This window comes from Candidatus Nucleicultrix amoebiphila FS5 (genome assembly GCF_002117145.1).
Lineage (GTDB): Bacteria > Pseudomonadota > Alphaproteobacteria > Caedimonadales > Nucleicultricaceae > Nucleicultrix > Nucleicultrix amoebiphila.
Window position 1 is genome coordinate 673,376 of the sequence record NZ_CP008743.1, and the last position, 22,172, is coordinate 695,547.

Annotated in this window: 26 protein-coding genes; 19 read left to right on the forward strand and 7 right to left on the reverse strand. The window is 37.4% G+C overall.

Annotated elements, in window-relative coordinates; translation table 11 throughout:
• Positions 1–100: 100 nt before the first annotated feature.
• Positions 101–574 carry a GNAT family N-acetyltransferase gene (locus tag GQ61_RS03225; protein ID WP_085783935.1) on the reverse strand — a complete coding sequence of 158 codons (474 nt, stop codon included), beginning with the start codon at positions 572–574 and terminating at the stop codon, positions 101–103.
• Positions 549–1,205, reverse strand: coding sequence for a tRNA (adenosine(37)-N6)-threonylcarbamoyltransferase complex dimerization subunit type 1 TsaB (tsaB, locus tag GQ61_RS03230; protein WP_085783936.1), 657 nt, complete (start codon positions 1,203–1,205; stop codon positions 549–551). The genes GQ61_RS03225 and tsaB overlap by 26 nt, the downstream gene beginning before the upstream one ends.
• 140 nt (positions 1,206–1,345) lie before the next feature.
• Here tsaB and GQ61_RS03235 point away from each other — a divergent pair, with 140 nt between their 5' ends.
• A complete protein-coding gene (locus GQ61_RS03235; RefSeq protein ID WP_085783937.1) occupies positions 1,346–1,864 on the forward strand; it encodes a hypothetical protein in 519 nt (172 codons plus the stop codon).
• A gap of 394 nt (positions 1,865–2,258) precedes the next feature.
• Here the strand turns inward: GQ61_RS03235 and GQ61_RS03240 are convergent, their stop codons facing one another.
• Genes GQ61_RS03240 through GQ61_RS03250 form a run of 3 tightly spaced genes read right to left on the reverse strand, consistent with a single transcriptional unit; the run spans position 2,259 to position 4,102 of the window.
• A complete protein-coding gene (locus tag GQ61_RS03240) occupies positions 2,259–3,101 on the reverse strand; it encodes a MotE family protein (RefSeq protein WP_085783938.1) in 843 nt (280 codons plus the stop codon).
• An 8-nt stretch (positions 3,102–3,109) separates the two neighbouring features.
• A complete protein-coding gene (locus tag GQ61_RS03245) occupies positions 3,110–3,541 on the reverse strand; it encodes a DUF6468 domain-containing protein (protein WP_085783939.1) in 432 nt (143 codons plus the stop codon).
• A gap of 9 nt (positions 3,542–3,550) precedes the next feature.
• Positions 3,551–4,102, reverse strand: a complete 552-nt coding sequence (locus tag GQ61_RS03250; RefSeq protein WP_085783940.1) for a flagellar basal body-associated FliL family protein — start codon at positions 4,100–4,102, stop codon at positions 3,551–3,553.
• Positions 4,103–4,286: 184 nt separating this feature from the next.
• Between GQ61_RS03250 and GQ61_RS03255 the strand changes: the two genes are divergently transcribed.
• The 4 genes from GQ61_RS03255 to flgH are packed head-to-tail and all read left to right on the forward strand — an operon-like array spanning position 4,287 to position 7,363.
• Positions 4,287–5,009: a flagellar hook-basal body complex protein gene (locus GQ61_RS03255; protein WP_085783941.1), complete on the forward strand. Its 723-nt coding sequence runs from the start codon at positions 4,287–4,289 to the stop codon at positions 5,007–5,009.
• A gap of 12 nt (positions 5,010–5,021) precedes the next feature.
• A complete protein-coding gene (gene flgG, locus GQ61_RS03260) occupies positions 5,022–5,813 on the forward strand; it encodes a flagellar basal-body rod protein FlgG (protein ID WP_085783942.1) in 792 nt (263 codons plus the stop codon).
• A gap of 2 nt (positions 5,814–5,815) precedes the next feature.
• Positions 5,816–6,601 (forward strand): flagellar basal body P-ring formation chaperone FlgA, encoded by a 786-nt coding sequence (flgA, locus tag GQ61_RS03265; RefSeq protein WP_085783943.1) that lies wholly within the window; start codon positions 5,816–5,818, stop codon positions 6,599–6,601.
• A gap of 12 nt (positions 6,602–6,613) precedes the next feature.
• Complete coding sequence (gene flgH / locus GQ61_RS03270; protein WP_085783944.1) at positions 6,614–7,363, forward strand: flagellar basal body L-ring protein FlgH; 750 nt, start codon at positions 6,614–6,616, stop codon at positions 7,361–7,363.
• Positions 7,364–7,388: 25 nt separating this feature from the next.
• On the opposite strand, the gene dksA is transcribed toward flgH, so the two are convergent.
• Positions 7,389–7,754, reverse strand: coding sequence for an RNA polymerase-binding protein DksA (gene dksA / locus GQ61_RS03275; protein ID WP_232317346.1), 366 nt, complete (start codon positions 7,752–7,754; stop codon positions 7,389–7,391).
• Positions 7,755–7,918: 164 nt separating this feature from the next.
• On the reverse strand, positions 7,919–8,356 hold the full coding sequence (locus GQ61_RS03280) for a flagellar assembly protein FliX (protein WP_085783946.1): 438 nt from the start codon (positions 8,354–8,356) through the stop codon (positions 7,919–7,921).
• Between the two features lie 172 nt (positions 8,357–8,528).
• On the opposite strand from GQ61_RS03280, the gene GQ61_RS03285 reads away from it, so the two are divergent.
• The 14 genes from GQ61_RS03285 to GQ61_RS03350 all read left to right on the forward strand — a co-directional run bounded on the left by GQ61_RS03285 (position 8,529) and on the right by GQ61_RS03350 (position 22,155).
• Entirely contained in the window at positions 8,529–9,689 is a 1,161-nt protein-coding gene (locus GQ61_RS03285; RefSeq protein ID WP_085783947.1) for a flagellar basal body P-ring protein FlgI, read from the forward strand.
• A 1-nt stretch (position 9,690) separates the two neighbouring features.
• Positions 9,691–10,017: a hypothetical protein gene (locus tag GQ61_RS03290; protein ID WP_085783948.1), complete on the forward strand. Its 327-nt coding sequence runs from the start codon at positions 9,691–9,693 to the stop codon at positions 10,015–10,017.
• Positions 10,007–10,441 (forward strand): hypothetical protein, encoded by a 435-nt coding sequence (locus GQ61_RS03295; protein ID WP_085783949.1) that lies wholly within the window; start codon positions 10,007–10,009, stop codon positions 10,439–10,441. The genes GQ61_RS03290 and GQ61_RS03295 overlap by 11 nt, the downstream gene beginning before the upstream one ends.
• Before the next feature lie 18 nt (positions 10,442–10,459).
• On the forward strand, positions 10,460–12,310 hold the full coding sequence (gene flgK / locus GQ61_RS03300) for a flagellar hook-associated protein FlgK (RefSeq protein ID WP_085783950.1): 1,851 nt from the start codon (positions 10,460–10,462) through the stop codon (positions 12,308–12,310).
• Between the two features lie 16 nt (positions 12,311–12,326).
• A complete protein-coding gene (locus tag GQ61_RS03305; protein ID WP_085783951.1) occupies positions 12,327–13,271 on the forward strand; it encodes a flagellin N-terminal helical domain-containing protein in 945 nt (314 codons plus the stop codon).
• A gap of 11 nt (positions 13,272–13,282) precedes the next feature.
• Complete coding sequence (gene fliW / locus GQ61_RS03310) at positions 13,283–13,792, forward strand: flagellar assembly protein FliW (RefSeq protein ID WP_198157395.1); 510 nt, start codon at positions 13,283–13,285, stop codon at positions 13,790–13,792.
• Between the two features lie 54 nt (positions 13,793–13,846).
• Entirely contained in the window at positions 13,847–15,514 is a 1,668-nt protein-coding gene (locus GQ61_RS03315) for a L,D-transpeptidase family protein (protein ID WP_085783953.1), read from the forward strand.
• Between the two features lie 89 nt (positions 15,515–15,603).
• A complete protein-coding gene (mepK, locus tag GQ61_RS03320) occupies positions 15,604–16,170 on the forward strand; it encodes a peptidoglycan L,D-endopeptidase MepK (protein WP_085783954.1) in 567 nt (188 codons plus the stop codon).
• 70 nt (positions 16,171–16,240) lie between these two features.
• Positions 16,241–17,599 carry a bifunctional enoyl-CoA hydratase/phosphate acetyltransferase gene (locus GQ61_RS03325; RefSeq protein ID WP_198157396.1) on the forward strand — a complete coding sequence of 453 codons (1,359 nt, stop codon included), beginning with the start codon at positions 16,241–16,243 and terminating at the stop codon, positions 17,597–17,599.
• Positions 17,600–17,601: 2 nt separating this feature from the next.
• Positions 17,602–18,765: an acetate/propionate family kinase gene (locus GQ61_RS03330; RefSeq protein WP_085783956.1), complete on the forward strand. Its 1,164-nt coding sequence runs from the start codon at positions 17,602–17,604 to the stop codon at positions 18,763–18,765.
• Positions 18,766–18,916: 151 nt separating this feature from the next.
• The gene (locus GQ61_RS03335; protein WP_085783957.1) at positions 18,917–20,206 is read left to right on the forward strand and encodes an MFS transporter; all 1,290 of its coding nucleotides are present in this window, start codon (positions 18,917–18,919) and stop codon (positions 20,204–20,206) included.
• A gap of 12 nt (positions 20,207–20,218) precedes the next feature.
• The gene (locus tag GQ61_RS03340; protein ID WP_085783958.1) at positions 20,219–20,812 is read left to right on the forward strand and encodes a hypothetical protein; all 594 of its coding nucleotides are present in this window, start codon (positions 20,219–20,221) and stop codon (positions 20,810–20,812) included.
• A gap of 47 nt (positions 20,813–20,859) precedes the next feature.
• The gene (locus GQ61_RS03345) at positions 20,860–21,837 is read left to right on the forward strand and encodes a sodium-dependent bicarbonate transport family permease (protein ID WP_085783959.1); all 978 of its coding nucleotides are present in this window, start codon (positions 20,860–20,862) and stop codon (positions 21,835–21,837) included.
• A 9-nt stretch (positions 21,838–21,846) separates the two neighbouring features.
• A complete protein-coding gene (locus GQ61_RS03350; protein WP_085783960.1) occupies positions 21,847–22,155 on the forward strand; it encodes a DUF190 domain-containing protein in 309 nt (102 codons plus the stop codon).
• The last annotated feature ends 17 nt before the right edge of the window (positions 22,156–22,172 follow it).

Consider the following 22,172-nt stretch of genomic DNA (forward strand, 5'->3'; position numbering starts at 1 on the left):
CACTAAAAATTACATTGAATTAATCACTTAATTGTCATAGTTGATTTACTAAAATATATAGCATAATTAATCAAGAGGAATTTTATAAAATTTTATTTTTTCAATTCACTGTGTACTCTAAAACCAAAGCATTAATCTTTTGTCCTAATGAAGAAGAATAGTAATTATGTCTTTTAGAAATGACTGAAAAACCAGAATCTATATAGAGTCTGATAGCTTTAAATTTTGTCTCATTGACCTCTAAAAAAATTTTTCTGGCTCCTCTTCGTTTGATTTCATTTAAAAGGTTTTGTAACAATCTCTTTCCTACACCTTGCTCTCGATAGACCTCTTTAACTTCAAAAGTTAAAATCTCTGACTCATCAAGGACGATACGTGCAAATATAAGTCCGATGAGTTGTTTATCCATCATTGCCACAAATCCAAGCGCACCAGTTTGTTGATAATGTTCAAGAAGAGCAAATTTTGACCATCCTGAAAAACATGCATCATCATCCAGGCTATGAAGATCAATTAGATTTAAAAGTTTTATTTGTACCTTTTGAGTATTATTTGATGGAAGCAAGGGTAACATCAGCTGATCTTAAATAAAATGCTGAGAGGGGATAATTTTGTGTCGTTTGCGTTTCCAAAATTTTTTCCGCCTGAAAAGCTAAATCCAGAGCATGGGGGTGAATATTGAGCATTACTTCAGAATTTTGAGCCCAATGATGAGCTCCATTACCAGCAAAAAGTACTTTCTCTCCTTCTAAATATTGATCAAGATCAGATTTTTTTATATTAACTGCTTTTTTGATTACTTGAGCATGCGAATCAAAAAGTTGTACAAATAGATCCTCACGTCTTGATTCTAGTACAATCAATAACTTAGATGGTAAAGGTCCATATTTTCTGAAGACGGAAAAAGCAACCCATTCCAATGATGAAATACCCAGAACAGGAACCCTTAAACAAAACGAAAAACCTTTGGCAACAGTCAATCCAACACGTAACCCTGTAAATGATCCAGGTCCCGTCGTGGTGATAATTGCTCTTAAATCCTGAAAGTTTACATTACTTTTATGCATAATTGACAAAATTGTTGGGATAAGAGACCCATCCTGTCCTCGCTCTTCAAGCGTTTCATCGCAAGCGAGAATTTTCTGCGCGTTGCTTAAGGCAACAGAGGCCCCAAAATTTGCTGTTTCAAAAGCTAAAATTGTCATGGACACACCATATCCTTCAAAAACTCTTCAGTTCAAGAAAATTGTTCTCTTATCCATATCAAACTTAACCCTATCTTTACTTTATAATGATAAGATCAAAATATATCGTTTTATTGGTTAAAACATAAAGGAGCAGTAGAATGATTAAAAAAATATCAGCTTTTTTACTTATAAGTACACTCTCAGTGCCTACGATTGTGCACGCTGAATATGTTAAGTCAGGAAGCAAGTATCCAATCGTAGTTGAAGTATCTAAAGGAACTGCCACTTGCGGTATCAAGAGCAGAGAACTTGATAATGTTGTTGGCGGCATACAAAAATCTTTTGAAAAAACTAAAGGCGATTTTTGGGATAAATTATCCAGTGCCATTCAACAAGGAGTAAGAAGCACGATTACCAGCTCAGGCTGTGAATTGATAGGTATGGCAACAACGCTCACTCCAGGAGAGTCACTTAATTTGCCCGTAGGCACTATTATAGTGGCTTATAAAGACCCTGCAGCTGCTTGGAAACAATCAAAAAAGGTTGTTAACCCATTACCTGCAACCTGTAAAATTACTGCTGGTAAAACAGCCCTTCTAGAAACTAGAAAATCCGAAGGATTAAGATCACTCATCGGTATTGCAGGTGATGGTGGCCTTGGCTGTACATTAAAGTAAAGAATTCTTGATTAACGGTTTTTTTTGCTTTTCCAGCAAGACATGTCATTGGGTTTTCCTAGGACGCATTTGTTGTATTGATCTTCAATGCAACTACAAGAATGACCACGAATTTGTCCTGGTAGTTTGCAATTAGCTAAGTTAGCTAGTCTATCACGCTGACAATGCACAATGTGGTTACTTTGTTCATTTTGCCAACAATATCCATTATATTTTTGATGGGCTTTGCATTTATCCATCTCGGTTTTAAGGCAGCCACAATGATCATTATAATGAGTTGATTTTTTGCATTGACTCTCGGCCTTATTGAGCTCTTCTTCACAACTTGCCACTAGACGTGTGGTCAATAACAAAACAAAAAAAACGATAGAGAGATATCGTAGTATTAACAAGTTTATGCCTTGTCCTTGTTCAAGGTTTTACCACGCTTGGCCAACTCACTCATCAAAAAGCTCGCTTTTTCTGGGTCCATTTTAGACAAAATCGCCGACCCTTTTGCCTCTTTAATTTTTTCCATCAAGTCTAAAAGAATAGGAAATTCAACCCCTTCCAGAATTTTGGCCGCTTGCTTAGCATCCATATTTTCAGCCATTTTGACAAGTCTCACTAATTGTTCATCACGCTTTTCATCAGTTTTCTTTAAATAATTTTCTAGAGTTTTTTTATCTTCGCCCATTTCGGCCAGACGTTTTTTAATACGGCTTTCTACAGCTTCTAGAGCAGTTTCTTTCACCTTAGCAGTTTCATCTGTTTTAGCGACTTGATCTGATTCTGACGCTTGCTTTAGTAAACTATATTTTTCAGATGAAAGTTTACTTGGATCTAAATCACTGATCTTTGTTGAAGGAGGCTCATTATCCTTTTTACTCCCTTCTGCTTTTGCAGAAATCATACTATTTTTATCTTTTTCTTGTTGAGGATCATTTTTTGCTGAAATTTCAGTACTTCCCTCTTTTTGCGATGGTTTTCCTGGCTTTCCCTTATCTTCTTCATCTCTAGTTTCTGGTTTTACTTCCGATGCAGCAAGCTTTTCTTCCTCTGCAACAACAGTTGATATTCCGATAACTGATGATGAAACTTCAAAATGCTCTCTCAATAAGTTTAATTTCACTGTCAACAGCATACAACATGTAAAAATAACGATAGGAAGCACTCTAATTCTAGCATGCAAAACTTTATCAGTGAGAGGTTTTATAAGATTTATTAAAGAAAGGTTTGGTTTTAGCTTCTTTATCATAGGGCATTCTACCTTATCTTTTTTAAAGTTTTCAGAATCACAGGTTGATTCTGATCATCTTCATCTGCTTTTGGTAAAGTTTTAACAGCTTCTATTTTTTGCTCAGATTTAAAAATAGGTCTTGATTTCGAGATAAGCTCATCTAATCGCTTCGCGATGTCTTCACCTCTCTCAATTAAGAACACTAAGTCATCTTTCAGAGTCTTAGTGTTCTTTGTTTGATCTTCAATAGATGCAAAAAGATTTCGTCCTGTTTCTTTGAGTTCTTTCACCCCTGCTTCTGCTTTTAAGAGTGATGCTGAAAAGTTTTTAATAAAATTTTGCAAATCCTCTCGACTTTTATAAAGGACCATAAGACGTCTATTCAGCAAAAATGCATAGCCAATAGTAGCAATTAACAAAGCTGTAATGAGAAAGTCCAAAATAACGGTTAAATTCATTCGTTTCTCCTACTGAACCAATAATGTCTCAAAAAGAATATCGTGCACTTTGATTGGTGCCACCACTTGATTGACACGTTTTAAAAGCTCTTCGCGTAACCTTTGAAGGCCACTTGATCCCTCAACATCTTCAACTCTTAACTCGCGCAAATAAGACTGAAATTGATCAATAATTCGTGGTTTTAAAGCATCAAGCGTCTTCACTTCTTCACCATTAGTTAACTCAAGTTTGACCACCATCCGCAAAAATGAGGCCTTCTTGCCTTGACGAGTCAAGTTCACTAGCATTTCAGGCATAGCATAAAAAGCGATTTTAGAAAGATCTATAGCTACTGGTTTGTTTTTCTCAGCTGCAGTTTCTTCGGAGGTAGCTTTATGAGAGAAAAAACCTGTAAAAAAAAGTGTTCCTCCTATAGAGCCTGAAATTAAAAAAAGCGACACTCCAGCAAAAATTGCAATTTTTAAAATGCCCTTATCTTTTTTTGCAGAACCTTCCCCAGAAATACTATCTGATTTATCAACTTCAATAGTTTTTATTTCTTCTTGAACAGCGGAATCCATCTTTACTCCCTCTCATGGTCATGAACTTCTTTTCTTTTACATTCATGTCATTTTATTTTTTATTATCATGACCTTTATTCATAAAAGTTTAACATAAAGTTACAATTTGAATAGCAAAAAGGTAAATCAGCACTTGGCACAATCCATGCATATTATTTTCAACATGTTTTAATAGGAGATAAAAATGGATACCTTTGCTGTAGTTGGCCTATCCCTCCAAAAAGCTCTTTTAAATGCACTGGAGGTCACTGCTGATAATCTAGCTCAAATTAATACCCCTGGCGCTTTACAAGAAGATATGGTGTTTAGCCAATATCTCACCTCTGACGGACAGGTTGCTTTTGTTGAGGATGTTGCAACTGTTAAAAATATGAATCCAGGTCCTCTTGAGTATACTGGAGATATATTTCATCTGGGAAATATGGGAAGAGGCTGGTTTTCTGTTGAGACCCCCAATGGTCGTCGATATACAAAAAATGGCGCTTTTACTCTTGATGCCGAAGGGCAATTAGTGACGGTTGATGGTCAATATCCTGTATTAAACGCAGGAGGAACGCCGATTGCTATTCCTGTTGGTGATAAAAATATTACAGTAAGCCCAGATGGGACTATCGCTAACACTAGTGGACCAATTGATACGGTTGGCGTATTCAATTTCGATAACCCTTACGATATTACTAGAACAGAAGGTACTCTTTATGTTTCTAATCAAGAGCCAACTCTTGCGAATGATATCTCTATAGCTCAAGGTTATATAGTTGGATCAAACGTTGATGGAATCTCAGAAACCAATAAATTGATTATGCTGAATCGTCTCTTCCAAATGACGCAAAAAATCATTGATACGCAAAATACACTGGCCATGGAAGAAGTTCAAAAAATGATAACAGTTGCACCAGCTGCTTAAGGGAGAAAAAAAATGAGTCTACGCGCTTTGAATACAGCCGCTACAGGCATGAGTGCTCAGCAACTTATGCTTGATCAAATTGCAAACGATTTAGCAAACGCTAATACTACAGCTTATAAACGTAAGTTAACAGTATTTTCCACAATGTTTTCTGAGTCTCAAAAACGTGTTGGCTCAACCTCTTCCTCCTCAGGAACTATTGTACCTTCAGGCATTCAAATTGGGTTAGGAGTACAACCCAAAGGCATTATATCTATACAAGAACAAGGGCAGTTAGTACCCACTGAAAATCAATATCATATGGCTATTCAAGGAGAAGGATATTTTCAAATCGAACTTCCTTCAGGAAGCATTGCCTATACAAGAGATGGTTCATTTACGACAAGCCCAGATGGTACCATTGTGACGCAAGATGGATACACAGTATTTCCAGGAATCACAGTACCTGCTGGTTCTACAGTTGACATTAATAGTAATGGAGAGGTTTTTTCTAAAACGGCTGCTGATGCCATACCACAAAAGATTGGAGACATGCAATTAGTGCTCTTTACCAATCCAGGTGGGTTAGAATCTTTAGCCGGCAACCTCTTAATTGAAACACTCGCTTCTGGGACTCCCACACAAAGCGCACCTGATACGAATGGTGCTGGTAAAATCATACAAAACTATATTGAAGGGTCAAATGTGAACGCTATTTATGCTGTTACCAATCTTATTAAAGCACAGCGTGGATTCGAAATGAATACTAAGTCGGCAAAAACTGCTGAAGAAATTCTTCATATGATCGATAAAATTGGGAGCTAATAATGTTTAAAGCACTAAGAATTATGCTGCCTTTTGCATTATCATTAAACTTCTCAGCAATAGCGCTAGGTTACGAAACACCAAAAGCTCCGTCGCTGAATGACTATTTTCAAAAGACACATTACAAACCTGGAGTTAACCAACAAGCAACTCTCTTTCCCACGAAAGAGACTATAGAAAAAGTGCTTAAGGAAATGGCTGAATATACCACTCAAGAGTTTAAAATAGATCTAGATCCCGCAGTATTAAGGTTAAACAAGAACCTGCCGCAAGCAGATTTTTCTATCAAGAATTTACAAGTTAATGATTTAGGTAATAGATTTAAGGCAGAGATGGTCTTTAATGATGACTATAACACTACTATCTCCATAACTGGCAAGTTAATTGCTCTTGTCGATGTGCCAGTCTTAACAAAAAATTTGCAATCCGGAGAAATCATTGAACAAAAAGACCTAGGATGGAAAAAAATGCCAATCCATTTAGTGAATCGTACTATGGCGGCAAGTCACGATGAAGTCGTTGGAAATCTTGTAAAAGCAAGCTCTTTACAAGCTGATAACCCCATCAAACTTCAACAACTCACAAAAAACAATGTGATTAAGAAAGGCGCCATGGTCACCATCACAGTACAAACTCCGCACATGCTCTTACAAACAAAAGGCAAAGCACTTGAAGATGGCACTACTGGGTCGATTGTACGTGTAAGTAACCTTGATTCAAACCAAGTAATTAAGACCACGGTCACTGGAATTAATCAGGTAGCCGTTGACGTGCCAAGTCTGCAATAGGAGCAACAAACTATGAAGAAAACCATTTTTAAGGCATTATTACTGAGTAGCACAGTGATCATTTTAGATGGTTGTCGCACGCTCGATCGTCTTCATGAGGTAGGTGATAAACCTTCTCTTTCTCAAATTCAAAATCCTGTATCTTCAAGAAATTATCAACCCGTGACCATGCCTATGCCAATGCCGATTTTAGCGGAAAAAAAAGTTAATTCTCTTTGGCAACCTGGAGCTCAAGGTTTCTTTAAAGATCAGCGTGCAAAAGGAATAGGAGATATTCTAACGGTAAAAGTTGCTATGGATGATAGCGCTGTGGTCAAAGATAACTCTACCTTTTTACGCAAAACTGACTCTAGCGTTGCAGCAGGTAATTTCCTTGGATTTGAAAGTCAGTTTTCTAATCTCTTTCCAAACACCATTAACCCAAGCAAGCTTATTGGAGTAACCAGTGCCCCAGACCATACTGCAAATGGAATCATTAAACGTAGTGAGAAGATTAATCTGGTTATTCCAGCAACCGTGACACAGATATTGCCCAACGGAAATTTTATTATTGTTGGCAACCAGGAAATGCGCGTAAATAACGAGGTCAGAGAGTTAAGATTAACAGGCATTGTACGTCCAGAAGATATTCTTTCCGACAATACAATTGATTATATCAAAATGGCTGAAGCGCGTATTGGGTATGGTGGTCGTGGAGACCTTACTGACTTCCAAAATATTCCTGTAGGTCAGCAAGTTATCAACGTTTTGTCACCATTTTAATCTGCTCAGAATTCAACGTGTTGTATTATTCTTCGCGTTGAATTCTCTCTTGCTTTTCATGACGTTCTTGCGCTTCAACGCTCAAGGTTGCAATAGGGCGAGCTTCTAAGCGTGCAATCCCAATAGGATCACCAGTTTCTTCACAAAAACCATAAGAGCCGTCGTCTATACGTCTTAATGCTTCATCAATTTTATTGATCAGTTTACGTTCACGGTCGCGTGTTCTTAATTCAAGAGCACGATCCGTCTCAGCAGACGCACGATCTGCTATGTCAGGTTCATTATGAGTTTCTTCCTGTAAATTATGAATCGTTTCTAAAGAATCTTTGAGCAGTTCACTTCTCCAACGCAATAACTTTTGTCTAAAATATTCCAACTGTTTGGGATTCATATAAGCTTCATTCTCTGAGGGTACATAATCAGGAGAAAGCAAGATGGTATCATCCGCCTTTTTACCGCTCTCCTTTGCACTGTGCCCAGTTTTTGTCTTCATAGATAACTCCATTAATTATAAATAAATCCATATGCTTATATTTTATAAGATAGGTAAGACTCTTACAAGCCTACTTTCTTAGTTTGCATCATTTCTATTTTAGTCAGTTCGATTTGGACACGTTGCTCAATTTCTTTAAGAACTTCTTCAAGCTGTGAATCTTCAACAACAGTTTGTCTTAGTTGTAGAGTCTCTACAAGGTTTTTTAAAACGTTTTCAGACAAAGATCCCTCGAGAAGAGCCATACGTAAACGATCGAGGCCATTTAATAATTCTTCTCCATGTTGAAAAGCCTGCTTTCGAGATGTTAGCAAATCAGTGACTTCTTGAATTTGAAAGACACCTGCCGGTACTTGCACAGACGATACTTCTGCTGGCGTAGTGGACACAGTTTCCCCAGAGTCGGCAATCTTTTCCGAAAATCCTCCTTTTGCTTGAGTTTTTTTTGACCTAGCCGCAGTGATGGGTCTCAAAGGATACTGCGTTTCTATTTTTACCATTATGAAGCCTTATTATTATCGTCTCTTTTTTACGCACCATATTCTAATCGTTTTCCTCTAAAATCCTAGTGTAATTATTTTCAATAAACTCAGGCCTTTAATTTTCTTTGAAGCACCTGGCACGAATTTCGCATGAATATCAGTAGTTTTTAATGTGGATAAGGATGTAGTAGTGAACAAAAGATCTTTACAATCTATCGCTCTAATATGGTGGGCTCTAATAATAGGGTCATTTTTCTTTGCGTCACAAAGCACAGCAAATCAACGTATTAAAGATATTGTAAATTTTGAAGGTATTAGAGAGAACCAACTTGTAGGTTATGGTTTAGTTGTCGGTCTCAATGGGACAGGAGATGATCCCAAGTCTTCTCCATTCACAAGTGAAACCTTAACCAGCATGTTAGAGCGCCTTGGGGTTAATATCCGCAATAAAGACATTAAAGGTAAAAACGTAGCTGCAGTGATGGTTACAGGCAGTCTTCCAGCCTTTGCACGACATGGTGGTAAAATTGATATTTCAGTTTCTGCTCTCGGTAACGCTAAAAGTCTTGCCGGAGGAATGCTCCTTGTAACCCCATTAGTTGGTGCTGATGGGAACGTCTATGCTGTTGCTCAAGGAGCAGTAGCAATAGGAGGATATTCTGCAGAAGGAGCTAAATCAAGCGTTGGAGGAGGTGACGCTGCTGGATCTTCAGTTACAAAGGGAGTACCAACAAGTGGACGCATCGCAAATGGAGCAATTGTCGAAAGAGAGATTGGATTTTCCTTAGCAAGCCTTAAATCCATGAATATATCTCTCAAGAATCCTGATCTCGCAACGGCTAAAAGAATAGCACGTGAAATTAATCGCGTTATGGGAAATTCTGTAGCCAAAGCAGCCGATCCAAATACAATAGAACTTTCTATTCCTACAAATTATCAAAACAACGTTCTTGATTTTTTATCTGAAATTGAGCAACTCAAAGTTAAAACAGATCAACCTGCAAAAATTGTGATAGATGAGCAAAATGGTGTGATCGTCATTGGTGAAAATGTAACTATATCAACGGTAGCCATCGCTCAAGGAAACTTAACAATTAAAATTACCGAAACTCCTCAAGTATCTCAACCTAATCCTTTTTCAAGTGCAGGATCAACGCAAGTTGTACCAAGAACCAAAATAGAAGTGGACGAAGGAAAAGGCAACAAAATCGCAATTGTTAAAGAAAGTATTAGTCTACAAAATCTTGTAGATGGCCTAAATGCTCTCGGGGTAAGCCCTCGAGATCTTATTACCATTCTACGAGCTATTAAAGCAGCTGGAGCCCTTCAAGCAGAAATAGAGGTTATGTAAAATGGTAGCAATGGTTAACACAGATTTTAAAAATAATCCCATCCCTCTTTTAGCAATGGGAGGCAACTCAGCACAAGCAAAACAAACAGCTGAAAAACTGGCTGGGGTGTTCTTTTCTCAAGTTGTGAATGAATGTCTCAAAGAGGATGAACCTTTGGGAGGATTTGGTGAGCAAATGGTACGTTCTTTCTTTAATGAAATCCTGGGAGAAAAGCTTGCTGAATCTGGTGCTGCACGTGACCTAACCGGTGCCATTGAACGACAAATTTTACACCTACAAGAAACTTCTTCCCCTTTGAATCTAATGGAGAAAAGATATGAATCTTGAAATGTTTCATGAAGTTACAGACCAGCTTATTGATTTTTTAACATTAGAAAATCAACTTTTAAAGGATTTTCAAGGGCCTGAAGTATCTAAATTGAGTATTCAAAAAGAAGACCTTGTCTATCGCTATATAAGATTAAAAACTTGGATCGTCGATAATCGGCGTTTTATCCAAGCATTACCACCTATGGAAAAAGATAACCTTCACAAAAAAACACTCAGTCTCACACTCTTGGCTGAAGAAAATGAAATCAGACTTGAACGTCTTAATATCACGAGTCAAAAGTTCTTAAAAAAACTTCATGAAGCAATGAATCGTTCTGCTCGATTAACAAATAGTTACACAGCTCGTGGAACAAAAGCTGACAGAACAGTTCCATTGATGGCTACGATTACATCATCATTAACGTTTGATCAGTCTTTGTAAAAACTAAGTCGAGGAATTATGGTAGACGTCATTACAGGTTCAGGCATAACATCAGCACTCCGCAGAGGGTTAGAAGGTATCATTGCTTCTGGTGCAAGAAACAGCATCACAGCTAAAAATATTGCTAATGCGAATACAGAAGGTTATACCCGTAAAATTTCAACTCTTGTCACTACAGAAGGCGGTGGCGTTATTGCTGGTGCTCCACAACGTATGGTTGATGAAGTTCGCGTGGCGAACCTACAAAGCCAAACAAGCGATGTAGAATATTTGAATGTTAAATCGTCTTACTTAAAAAACATTGAGCAGCAAATCGGACAGCCAGGCACAGGAGGATCACTTGGCGAATACATGTCCCAGCTTAGCCAAAGTATGTCAACTTTAGCTACGAGCCCTAACTCTCCCTCAAAAGCTATTGATACTATTAACAATGCAACGTTAGTTGCGGGAAAAATAAACCAATTTGCAAATTTTATTCAAGCTAATCGCAGTCAAGCTGATCAACAAATTGCTTTTTCGATTAATGAAGCAAATGCAGCCATTTCAGAAATTCATCAACTCAACCATCGTATTGTTCAAGATAAAGTAAACAAACTTGACTGCACAGACCTTGAAGATAAAAGGCAAGTTGCTATTAACGCTCTTGCGGAAAAACTTAATATTATCAGCGCTGAACAAGACAATGGAGCAATCTTTATTTACACAGAAAACATGCGCACGATAGTTGACAGCGCAGCAACAGCCCGTACATTCACCTACGTTCCTACAGGAGCTATCACTGCATCAACTGTATATCCTGGAGGTATTCCTCCTATTCAATTTAATGGTGCTGATGTTACTATGGAAATCACGAGTGGAGAGCTTGCTGGTCTTATTTCTCTTCGAGATGTTGACTTGCCAAATCTACAAGCAAATCTAGATACACTCACAGTGAATCTAAGAGATCAGATGAATGCACTCCACAATCGCGGTACTGGCATAACCGGCCAACGAGTCATGCAAGGTAACAGAGCTATTCCCACTCCGCTTACAACAAATTTTCAAGGAACAGGCCAACTGAGAATTGCCGTCATTGATAATACGAACGGAAGTTTTGTAGAGCAACAAGTCATAGATCTAACAGCTATGGGAGTCGTGACTATGGATAACTTTAGGACTGCACTTGTTGCAGGTTTAAATAACGTTGATGCTACATGGCAGCCTGATGGCGCAGGTAATTCCTTGCTCAATTTAGCCATTAATAATAACTCTCCCAATAATGGTAATTATGGGATTGCTCTTGTTTCAATTCCACGAGTTAATGAAGCAGACGCTATTGAAAATACTACCGGACAACATATTAGTGATTTCTTTGATTTAAATGCATTCTTTAAAACAGGAACCCGCGTTACAAACGATGGTAACCCTAGCATTACTGGTCTGTCTCAATTGCTTCAAGTGCGCTCTGATCTTTTGACTAATAATGGACTGTTAGCACGCGGCAAATTAAATCAGAGCATTGCAATCCCCCTCCCTACTGAAGCAATTAAGGCTGGTGATGGTGAAATTATTTCTGCTATGTCTTTAAAGCTTAATCAGAGTATTCCAATCAACGCTAGTCCAAACATTCCTGCCAGAACGCAATCTCTAATTGATTTTGCAGGCTCTATCATTGCAACAAATTCTCAAATTGCAAAAAATACTTATGACGATCTTGAAATGCAAAATGGAATTAAACAACAAATGATGGGAGAGATTGGCGCTCAAAGTGGCGTTAACTTCTCTGAAGAAATTACTGATATGTTGCAAAACCAATTTCTTTACAGCATGTCCACACAAATCGTCAAAACGGCGCGTGAAATGATGAGCGCTCTTTTAGATATTAAATAGGAGGATCAGAAGCAAAATGACCGCAAGCCTAAACATCTATCGTGTTTCAGAACAATCAAACCTTAGCAATACTCAAACACTTATTGCAAAAAATCAAAAGGATGTGACACAAGCCTTAAATAAAATGTCTTCAGGAAGAAAAGCTGAGTTATACAGCGATATATCTTCACAAGCACAAGCATTGCAGAATCTTCTCAATCAACAAGTTAAAGATAATAGTTATATTTCGTCGATTTCAACAGTCGACGGCCGATTAGAGATGGTCGAATCACGAATTAATCAAGTAATAGATTTAATAACAGAGGTACGCACACGTATCACTGGGGCTCTCAATCCAACAGCTATTGATAAAGGGCTTAATGATTATGCAAAAAATTGTTTGGCTGAGATGCAAAATATCTTAAACGCCAAAGATTCCGAAAATTTATATCTCTTCGGTGGAGAGAGGACTGATAAGCAACCTGTAGATGTAAGTCTAATAGGTCCCTACTCTCTCGGTGCCCCTTCGAGTAAGATATATACACAGCCAGATCTAATTTCACGATCTGTACCTTTATCAGATAGCACAGAACTTTCTTATGATGTTCTCGCTAGTGAAGACGCTTTTGCTGATATCCTTCATGCTTTAAAAATTTGCTCTACAGCACAACCCACCCCAGACCCAAATTCAAACGACTATAAACTTTTACAAGAAGCTCTTACATATGCCGGTCAATCCATGAAGGAGGCTTCTGGACTTTTGGATCAAGTAGGAACTAAACGTCTCACACTAAATACAACCACAAAGGAATATCAAGATAGTCAAAAATATTTAAAGAGCTCTATCGCAAATATTGCCGAGGCAGATCCTTATGAAAGCTATGTGAAGTTAATTGAAAATCAAACACGCTTTTCATGTTCTTTGTATGCAGCCAAACAAATTCTTTCTGCAGATAAAATTTTATCGATTTTTTCAAGATGAGGGGGACTAAAATGAAAGTAACACTAAAAAATGAACTCACCACAAGAAATAAAAAAATCCTTAACAATTTTAATATTGAGGTTAGTAGCCATAAGAATGATATTTCTGTAAAACTTCCAAAGGGTTTATTTGGTTTTAGCCAAGAACAAAACTTTCTTTTAAAAAATTTTCCTCAAGATAAATTTTCTCCATTTCGCGTATTATATAATCCTGAAGCTCCTGATTACTCTTTTATAGTGTTACCTGCAGAGTCTCTCAACGGATTCGCTCTTAGTGATCAAGAAAAAAATAAAACAGCTTCATTTTATGGAATCGCTGAAAAATCTGTCAAAATTTTATATATTGTTACTATTCAGAATAGTGGCAATTCTTATGAGATTACGGCTAATTTAAAAGCTCCGATCGTTTTAGATAAAGATAATAACTTGGCGTGGCAACATATTTTAGATAACCCTGACTATCAAGTTGATTACTCTCTTACTGCCATTTCGGAAACAATCAAGCTACATAAAGATAATTGAGTCTTTAAAAGAACAATGTCATGATAACTAAAAGTTCTTCATAAGGAAGTTATCATGAAAAAATTATCAATACTGCATTTACTAGTGATTGTTTTCAGTTTGAACGTTTCCATCAACATGGGGCAAGCAAGAGCGGAAGAGTTTACAACTCCTGTTGAGTTAGTGCAAACAACTGAGTCCTTCAGTCATGATATAAAACATTTCTTGCATAAGCTCATTAAGGAAAAAAAAGTTTTATCTTCTCAAGAGAAATTTCTTGTTGATCTCTATACAGCACGAGAATTTGAACCCTTGTGGCTCGATGATTCAGGAAACCTAAAAGATAGCACCTATTATGCTATAGAAACATTACTAAATGCAGCTAATGAAGGAGTAGATCCTGAAGACTATGCTCAAACTGTCGAAACATTTAAGGGTTTCTATAATGATCCTAATCAGCGCCTTAAGGCCGAATTTACTCTTAGCAAGGCCATTGATAGCTATATCGATGATTTAACAGGGTCAAGGTTAAGTCCTAAAAAAATTGATAAAAGATTATACTTGAATCCAGATCCTGTCGAATCAGCACACGTTGTTCTCCATGGATTTCAAAATGATCCTTCGGGATTATGGCTCAAAACATTCACTCTCGAAAGTCCAGAGTATCAAACATTAAAAGGTATTCTTGCAAAATATCGATCAATCGAATCTCGAGGAGGATGGCCCTCTTTACCCACGGGGCCAGCTCTTAAGAAAGGAATGAAAGAGCATCGAGTTTCGGTCTTACGTCAAATACTCTTTATGCAAGGAGATTTAGAAGATGAAACGCAATCACCAAATTTTGATGATGCTGTAGAACAAGCTGTGAAACGCTTTCAAAATCGTCATGGTATTGAACCAGATGGAATTGTTGGCAACGGAACCGTGACAGCGCTTAATATTCCGGTAAATCAAAAAATCAAACAAATTCTCATTTCAATGGAACGGTGGCGTTGGTTGCCGCAAAATTTAGGAGAGCGCTATGTTATGGTGAATATTGCTGGCATGGAGCTTAAAGCTGTCGAAAAAGGTAAAAGTCCTTTATCCATGAAAGTTATCGTGGGCATGAATTATAGGCAAACTCCTGTTTTTTCATCTTCAATCTACTCAATTCGTTTTAATCCAGTATGGAACGTTCCGCGTCTCATTGCAGTTCAGGACAAGTTAAAACTTATTCATAAAGACCCAGGATATCTAAGAAAAAAGGGCTTTGTAGTTTATGATGGATCAGGCAGTCAAATTAATCCAGATGATGTTGATTGGTCTAACGTAACAGCCGAAAATTTCGACTATCATTTTAAACAATTACCTGGCTCCATGAATGCTTTAGGCAAGATAAGATTTTCTATTCGAAGTCCCTTTGATGTTTATCTTCACTCAACTTCAGACCCTCAGTTATTTAATAAAAGCTCACGATATTTGAGTTCAGGATGTATTCGCGTTGAAAAACCTGTTGAGTTAGCTATGTTTGTCTTTAATAATCCACAACAATGGCCCAGAGAAAAAATTGAAAGTTCTATGGAAGGCAATATTACTAATAATGTAGACTTAAAAAACCCCGTCCCCGTTCACATAACTTATTTTACTGTATGGGAGGATTCCGACGGTCTTGTACATTTTGCCAATGATATTTATGGACAAGATCAACGCATTTGGCTTTCTCTTGAAGAGCAGCGAAAGGGTCGTTTTAGTCAAAAAGCTTAAAAACAAAAAGTTTTTTAGCTTGATTCATTTGGCAGTTTTTAATAACACCGAATGAGTATATAATTACATTGTGAAGCATAGGGGATCTTATGAACAACGGCTTTAAATTGACTAGACGACAGTTCTTGGTTGGAACAAGCGCCACTATGGCAACTTCTCTTGTCACCCCATCTATTGCAAAAGCACAAACTCCTGTTAAAGCTCTCAGCTTATATAATACACATACAGGAGAATTTTTCAAAGAAGCCTATTGCGAACATGGTTGCTACATCAAAGAATCGATCGCAAAAATTAATCATATTATGCGTGATTGGCGCACAAATGAAATAACACAAATGGACGTTAAGCTCATTGATCTGTTACATCATCTTCATCAGAAAATAGGCAATAACAAGCCTTTTGAGATTATTTCAGCCTATCGTTGTCCTCGCACAAACTCAATGTTAAGAGAAGCTGGCAATCATGTGGCAAAAAATAGCTTTCATTTAAAAGGGCAGGCTATTGATATTCAAATGTCTGGTTTTAATCTTCAATACTTAAGAGATGCAGCCTATCAAACAAATGCAAAAGGGGTTGGGTATTATCCTAGTTCTGGCTTTATTCACGTTGATGTTGGTCATAGAGCTCATAAAAAGAATCTTCAGGCTCGTTGGTAAATCAATTATTATTGGTTTATTAACCTAATCCTCTTAAAATACTTGCAAAATAATTCAGGAGGATACTCGTTTGTCAACACAACAAAAATCTAGCTTAAAAAAAGGCCAAAAGATCACTTTTACAAAAGCCTTTACACCAAGAGAGCTTCAGATCTGTTCAATTTTTGGCACAAACGGAGATGAGGAAACACTCCTTAAAACTCATGGCCCCTGTCACTTAACTCTCTCAGGTCAAGGTTGGCTTGAGAATCTCATACTCTTAACTTTAAGCAAATATACATCCAAAATTGTCCCCCTCATTCGTGAACAAAATTTAAGTTTCGTACGTCCACCAAACTTAGGAGAAACAATCACTCTAGAGTTAGACGTAAAGGAAAAAGATGAGGGCAATGAAGCATCTCTTTCTTGTGAATTTAAAACGTCGCTCGGTGAAGTAATTGGAAGTGGAGCTCTTATTGTTTCATTAAGCCCTGAAGAGTCTTCAACTGAATCTTTGACTTTTCAATGCCCAGGACATCATCACCAACATCTTGTTAATAGAGCAAAAAAAAATCCTCCAATGAAAGTTGGAATAGTGCATCCTATGGACGCGATATCTTTATTAGCAGCGATTGAAGCTCATAAACAAGGGTTTATTGAAGCAGTTCTTATTGGCCCTGAGGCACGCTTACAAAGACTAGCCAATGACCTAAATGTGGATTTAAGTCCTTATAAAATTTTTTCTACCCATCACAGTCATGAATCCGCAGCCACAGGCGTCAAATTGGCTAAAGATGGAGAAGTCAATACACTCATGAAGGGGGCCATTCATACAAATGAATTCTTATCCTTTATCATCGCAAAAGATTCAGGCCTACGTACAGATAGAAGGATGAGTCATATCATGATCAATGATTTACCAAATTATCCCAAACTTCTACTTGTGACTGATGCTGCTATCAACATTTTGCCTGACTTAGAATGCAAAGTAGATATTATCCAAAATGCAATAGATCTAGCTCATTCTTTTGGAATTGAAAAACCAAAAGTAGCACTTCTTTCTGCTATAGAAACCGTCAATCCGAAAATTCAATCCACTGTAGATGCTGCAGCTCTTTCTAAAATGGCTGAACGTGGACAAATAATGGGCGGTATTATTGATGGACCGTTAGCGTTTGATAATGCTATTTCAAAAGAATCTGCTGAAATAAAACATATTCACTCTCCTGTTGCTGGAGATCCTGACATTCTCGTATGTCCAGACCTTGAATCAGGTAATATTTTAGTTAAACAATTTAAATATCTTGCAGGTGCTCAAGAGGCTGGAATCGTTATGGGTGCTAAAGTTCCATTTATTCTCACAAGTAGATCGGAAGACATCAACAGTAGGGTTGTCTCTGCTGCCATTGCAAATTTACTTTTTCACCATCGTCATGGAACGCATAGATAGAAATGAATACCAATGATGCTATTCTAACGATCAATTACGGCTCATCCAGTCTAAAAATAGCTTTGTTTGACATGACTGTAGAACCCTTAAAAAAAATCCTCACATTTTCTGTTATTAATGATGTCTTAATTGTAAAAAATGAAGACCATAAAGTCCTTGATGAACAAAAGAATTTGCCTCAGTCCCTGGCTAAAACCATCAAAAAGATCCTTGATTGGATTAACAAAAATAATAGCAGTTACAGTCTAAGAGCAGTGGGGCATCGTATTGTTCATGGAGGCAATCGATACTTAAAAACAACGTTACTGCATGATGTAGTGGTGAGAGATTTGGAGAATTTTATTCCTCTTGCTCCTCTTCACCAAGGTTATAATTTAATGCCTATAAGCATCATTAAAACTCTTTATCCTCAACTCCCTCAATTTGCATGCTTTGATACTTCATTCCATGTCACTCAATCAAAAGAACTCAAAATCTTTGGTCTTCCTCGACGTTACTATGATCAAGGCATTTATCGATACGGATTTCATGGTTTATCCTTTGCTGCAGTTTTAGAAAAACTACCAGTCGATTTAAAAAATAAACGTGTCATTATTGCTCATTTAGGAAGTGGTGCCAGTCTTGCTGCTATTAAAGACAGTCAAAGCGTCTATACCACTACCGGATTCTCTGCACTTGAGGGACTATTAATGGGGACACGTTGTGGAACAGTGGATCCAGGAGTATTACTTTACTTGCTTGAAGAAAAAAAAATGTCATTAAAAGATCTGAAACACTTACTCTATGAAGAATCAGGACTTCTTGGACTTTCTGGAATAAGTTCAGATATGAAAGTTCTTTTAGAATCAGTCTCACCCGATGCAAATGAAGCCATTCAGGTTTATGTCCATAGAATTCTCCAATATATCGGTAGTATGATGGTATTCCTCAAAGGGCTCGACGTTATTGTCTTTACGGCTGGTGTTGGTGAAAATGCACCTCAAATTAGAAAAAAAATCATCCAAGGGCTTAGTTGGTATGGCGTTTCTCTTGATGATGAGACGAATGATAAGAATCAAGAAATGCTCATATCTGACAAAAAAAGCACAGTAAAAATAATGATAATAAAAACTGATGAAGAAAAAATTATTGCCGAAGAGGTTTTGCAATCTCTTGCTCTAGTGTAAAATTATATAAAAATTGTCATAAATTATTTTTATGATTTTATATTTAGAGAGCTAACGCGCGGATTTTTTTCCAAAAACAATATCTATCTTGCCCTCAAGGGCATTTTGCTTTAACGCTTCATATAGCATACAAGAATTGAGGAGTTTTTGAATGGAACAAGCCGTTTCCAGAAATCGAGAATTGGGCGGACTGATTGCTTGGTTAACAATTGGATGCGGTGCGCTTTTTTACAGCTATCAATTTATCGTACGAGTATTTCCTAATGTCATGCGCGATGAACTTATTCACGCATTCAAAATCGATGCAGAAGATTTTGGCGCTATTATTAGTTGTTATGACTGGGCTTACTTTTCTCTACAAATTCCTTTGGGGCTTATTATGGATCGTTTTGGCCCTAAAAAGCTTATTGGTATAGCTGCATTAACCTGTTCCATTGGATGTTTTCTTTTTGCTACAACAACCAATGTCTACATAGCTGCTCTTGCTCGATTTTTTATGGGTATGGGGTCTGCCTGTGGATTTATCGGTACACTGAAGCTTGGTACTTTATGGTTTGCTCCCAATAAATTAGGACAAGTTATTGCTCTGACACTGGCTTTTGGCACCCTTGGCGCATCTCTCGGCGGCCGTCCCCTAAGCATGCTTATCAATAACGTCGGATGGAATAATACGTTGCTGATTATGGGTATGGGTGGAATTGCGATTAGCGGACTCATTTTCTTTTATGTCGAAAATTCCCCAACGGGAGATATTAGCCATGAAATTGCCCCAGAACACAAACAATTATTTAAAGGTCTCCGTGAAGTTATTGTTTCAAAGCAAGCCTGGGTGCTCTCCCTTTTCAGTATGTTAATGTATGTGCCCCTCACAGTATGGGGGGTTGCTTGGGGAGTCGTCTTCGTCGAGCAAGCCTGTAGTGTCAGCCAAGAGAGTGCCGCTGATGTCGTCATGTGGACCATGTTCATTGGAGCAGCTCTTGGTGGACCAGCTTTTGTCGCTCTTTCAGATTTCTTGAAAAGACGCAAAACTCCCATGTATATTGGCTGTTTTGTTGCCTTTATTGTTCATCTTTTTATTGTATTTTATCAGGGTATTCCTTTAGCAATAATGCATGTCTTATTCTTTTTGGTTGGCTTCACGTACACCTCAAAGGGTCTTTCCTTTGCATCAATTTGTGAAATCATGCCAAAAGAAAGAAGTGGGGTTGCTCTTGGATTTATGAACTCAATCGTGATGTTGAATGGTGTAATTTTACACCCTCTGATTGGTAAACTCTTAGTCTTGTACTGGGATGGTTCTAAAAATTCTGTCGGCGACCCAATCTATGCAATAAGTGACTATCGCTTAGCCTTAAGTGTTGTTCCTATTTGTTTAGTTATGTCTATCGTTTTAATGTTCCTTATGAAAGAAACTCATCCTGGGAAACCTCAAAACTTATAATAGGAGCGCAAAATGTCCCGAATGATAAAGATTTCCGGTCTTTTATTCCTTAGTTTCTTTTTAATATCCCCCCTCTTTGCTTCAGCCGATGGGTTCGATGATGATACTTTATCAAAAAAGACTAAACACAATAGGATCCCGATCACGCTAGATATGAGCGCCTCCAAATTTTATATTCAATTTAGAGGCATGGATACAATTGAAAGCATCATCATTAATAGTGATCTTTTAAAGAGACGTTTGCAGGGAGTTTGTCCAATAGATGATTCAGAAGAAGATAAAGTTTCTTTTACAGCATTTTTAGAATTTGCGGCTTCTCTGAACATCAGAACAAACTGTAGTGTTTCCTTAATCGCAACTGATTATTTTAAAGATCAAGCTAGCATGATTTATAGGAATCGAAAAACTGAACTAGCCTTATTAAAATCTCTTAATTTAAAGAGTTCAAAAATCTCTGTTGCAAAAGCAAATGAAATTAGAGCTATTGTTTCTAGATTAGAAAGACAGTATACAGATTTTTTTATAGCTTTTGCAACAAATACAGAACAAATTGATGAAATGCGTAATTATACAATGTTCGCTTTAAGCTCTAATGCCTCAAGGTAACTGCAAAGTACCAATATGATTGATGCAAATCTTATAGGGAGGCCTTCTTGAACAATTGGGATTTAGTGATATTCAACTTCACGTCACCTATTATTTTATGCTTTTTTCTTGGATTAGTTGCAGGTTTTCTAAAATCTGATCTGAAATTTCCCGAAGGTTTTTCAAAAATTCTTGCAATATACCTCATGTTTTCCATTGGTTTAAAGGGAGGGCATAACCTTTCTAATACTTCAATTGATATAAGCCTTCTTGTTCAAATAGTTTTTGCTCTTATAGCAAGTTTTGGCATTCCTTTAATTGCCTATAGTCTGTTGAAATTTTTTAAAATTGTGGACAATGAGAATGCTGCAGTTATTGCTGCTCATTATGGCTCTGTCAGCATTGTGACTTTTGCGGTTGCCAGTCAAATCCTTGAAATTAACAACGTTCTTTATGGTCCTCAGATGATTGTTTTAGCTGCACTAATGGAAACCCCCGCTATTGTGAGTGGACTTTATTTGCTCAATCAGAACAATGGTGTGTCCTCAAAATTGTTTCATCCACGACTAAGTAGAGAGATATTTTTAAATGGCTCTGTTGTGCTGTTAGTTGGCGGCTTTATGGTTGGATATCTTTCTAATATCAATGCTTTTGAACAAGTTAAACCCTTGTTTTTTGATCCGTTCAAAGGGATTTTGTGTTTATTTCTACTTGAAATGGGGCTTTATACATCTAAGAGAATTAGCATCAGTAATAGACTAAATTTCAAAATTACTTTATTTGGATTATTTATGCCCATACTAAGTGCTCTTTTAGGTCTTGGAATTTCTGCGTTCCTCCATTTTTCAATCGGGAATGCCTTTCTGTTTATTGTGTTAAGCGCCAGCGCTTCTTACATTGCTGTTCCCGCAGCCATGCGCATTGCAGCTCCCAGAGCTGACGCTGCGCTTGCAATAGCTCTGGCGTTAGGCATTACATTTCCATTTAACATTGTGCTGGGAATTCCTTTATACTTAAAAATATTACAAATATTGGGATGGCAATAGGTAGGACACATGCAAACACATAAAAAAAAGAAATTGGAACTTATAATTGAAGTCGCCTATGTGGAGCAGATTCTCCAGCTTGTTCAAAAATCTGGCGCACAAGGATACACGATGATTCCTCATGTTTCTGGTCAAGGTCATCACGGCACAAGAGGTGCTGAAGATGGTATTACTATTTTTGAAAATGTGATGATTATTGTCGTCACTGATGAAAGTCGTGCCAAAAGAATTTTAGAGGATGCGCTTAAAATCGTTGATGATGGCGTTGGCATTGGTTATCTTTGTGATGTGGAAGTGATGCGAAGCGCTCATTTTTAATCTAAACAACAGGGGAA

What these genes read in the sequence shown, in the direction of transcription:
- GQ61_RS03335 (WP_085783957.1), top strand. Translation starts at nt 18,917, where the DNA reads ATGGAACAAGCCGTTTCCAGAAATCGAGAATTGGGCGGACTGATTGCT.
- GQ61_RS03225 (WP_085783935.1), bottom strand. Translation starts at nt 574, where the DNA reads ATGTTACCCTTGCTTCCATCAAATAATACTCAAAAGGTACAAATAAAA.
- flgG (WP_085783942.1), top strand. Translation starts at nt 5,022, where the DNA reads ATGAGTCTACGCGCTTTGAATACAGCCGCTACAGGCATGAGTGCTCAG.
- GQ61_RS03315 (WP_085783953.1), top strand. Translation starts at nt 13,847, where the DNA reads ATGAAAAAATTATCAATACTGCATTTACTAGTGATTGTTTTCAGTTTG.
- flgA (WP_085783943.1), top strand. Translation starts at nt 5,816, where the DNA reads ATGTTTAAAGCACTAAGAATTATGCTGCCTTTTGCATTATCATTAAAC.
- flgK (WP_085783950.1), top strand. Translation starts at nt 10,460, where the DNA reads ATGGTAGACGTCATTACAGGTTCAGGCATAACATCAGCACTCCGCAGA.
- GQ61_RS03330 (WP_085783956.1), top strand. Translation starts at nt 17,602, where the DNA reads ATGAATACCAATGATGCTATTCTAACGATCAATTACGGCTCATCCAGT.
- GQ61_RS03280 (WP_085783946.1), bottom strand. Translation starts at nt 8,356, where the DNA reads ATGGTAAAAATAGAAACGCAGTATCCTTTGAGACCCATCACTGCGGCT.
- GQ61_RS03290 (WP_085783948.1), top strand. Translation starts at nt 9,691, where the DNA reads ATGGTAGCAATGGTTAACACAGATTTTAAAAATAATCCCATCCCTCTT.
- GQ61_RS03255 (WP_085783941.1), top strand. Translation starts at nt 4,287, where the DNA reads ATGGATACCTTTGCTGTAGTTGGCCTATCCCTCCAAAAAGCTCTTTTA.
- GQ61_RS03250 (WP_085783940.1), bottom strand. Translation starts at nt 4,102, where the DNA reads ATGGATTCCGCTGTTCAAGAAGAAATAAAAACTATTGAAGTTGATAAA.
- tsaB (WP_085783936.1), bottom strand. Translation starts at nt 1,205, where the DNA reads ATGACAATTTTAGCTTTTGAAACAGCAAATTTTGGGGCCTCTGTTGCC.
- GQ61_RS03295 (WP_085783949.1), top strand. Translation starts at nt 10,007, where the DNA reads ATGAATCTTGAAATGTTTCATGAAGTTACAGACCAGCTTATTGATTTT.
- fliW (WP_198157395.1), top strand. Translation starts at nt 13,283, where the DNA reads ATGAAAGTAACACTAAAAAATGAACTCACCACAAGAAATAAAAAAATC.
- mepK (WP_085783954.1), top strand. Translation starts at nt 15,604, where the DNA reads ATGAACAACGGCTTTAAATTGACTAGACGACAGTTCTTGGTTGGAACA.
- GQ61_RS03350 (WP_085783960.1), top strand. Translation starts at nt 21,847, where the DNA reads ATGCAAACACATAAAAAAAAGAAATTGGAACTTATAATTGAAGTCGCC.
- GQ61_RS03245 (WP_085783939.1), bottom strand. Translation starts at nt 3,541, where the DNA reads ATGAATTTAACCGTTATTTTGGACTTTCTCATTACAGCTTTGTTAATT.
- flgH (WP_085783944.1), top strand. Translation starts at nt 6,614, where the DNA reads ATGAAGAAAACCATTTTTAAGGCATTATTACTGAGTAGCACAGTGATC.
- GQ61_RS03235 (WP_085783937.1), top strand. Translation starts at nt 1,346, where the DNA reads ATGATTAAAAAAATATCAGCTTTTTTACTTATAAGTACACTCTCAGTG.
- GQ61_RS03305 (WP_085783951.1), top strand. Translation starts at nt 12,327, where the DNA reads ATGACCGCAAGCCTAAACATCTATCGTGTTTCAGAACAATCAAACCTT.
- GQ61_RS03240 (WP_085783938.1), bottom strand. Translation starts at nt 3,101, where the DNA reads ATGATAAAGAAGCTAAAACCAAACCTTTCTTTAATAAATCTTATAAAA.
- GQ61_RS03340 (WP_085783958.1), top strand. Translation starts at nt 20,219, where the DNA reads ATGTCCCGAATGATAAAGATTTCCGGTCTTTTATTCCTTAGTTTCTTT.
- dksA (WP_232317346.1), bottom strand. Translation starts at nt 7,754, where the DNA reads ATGAATCCCAAACAGTTGGAATATTTTAGACAAAAGTTATTGCGTTGG.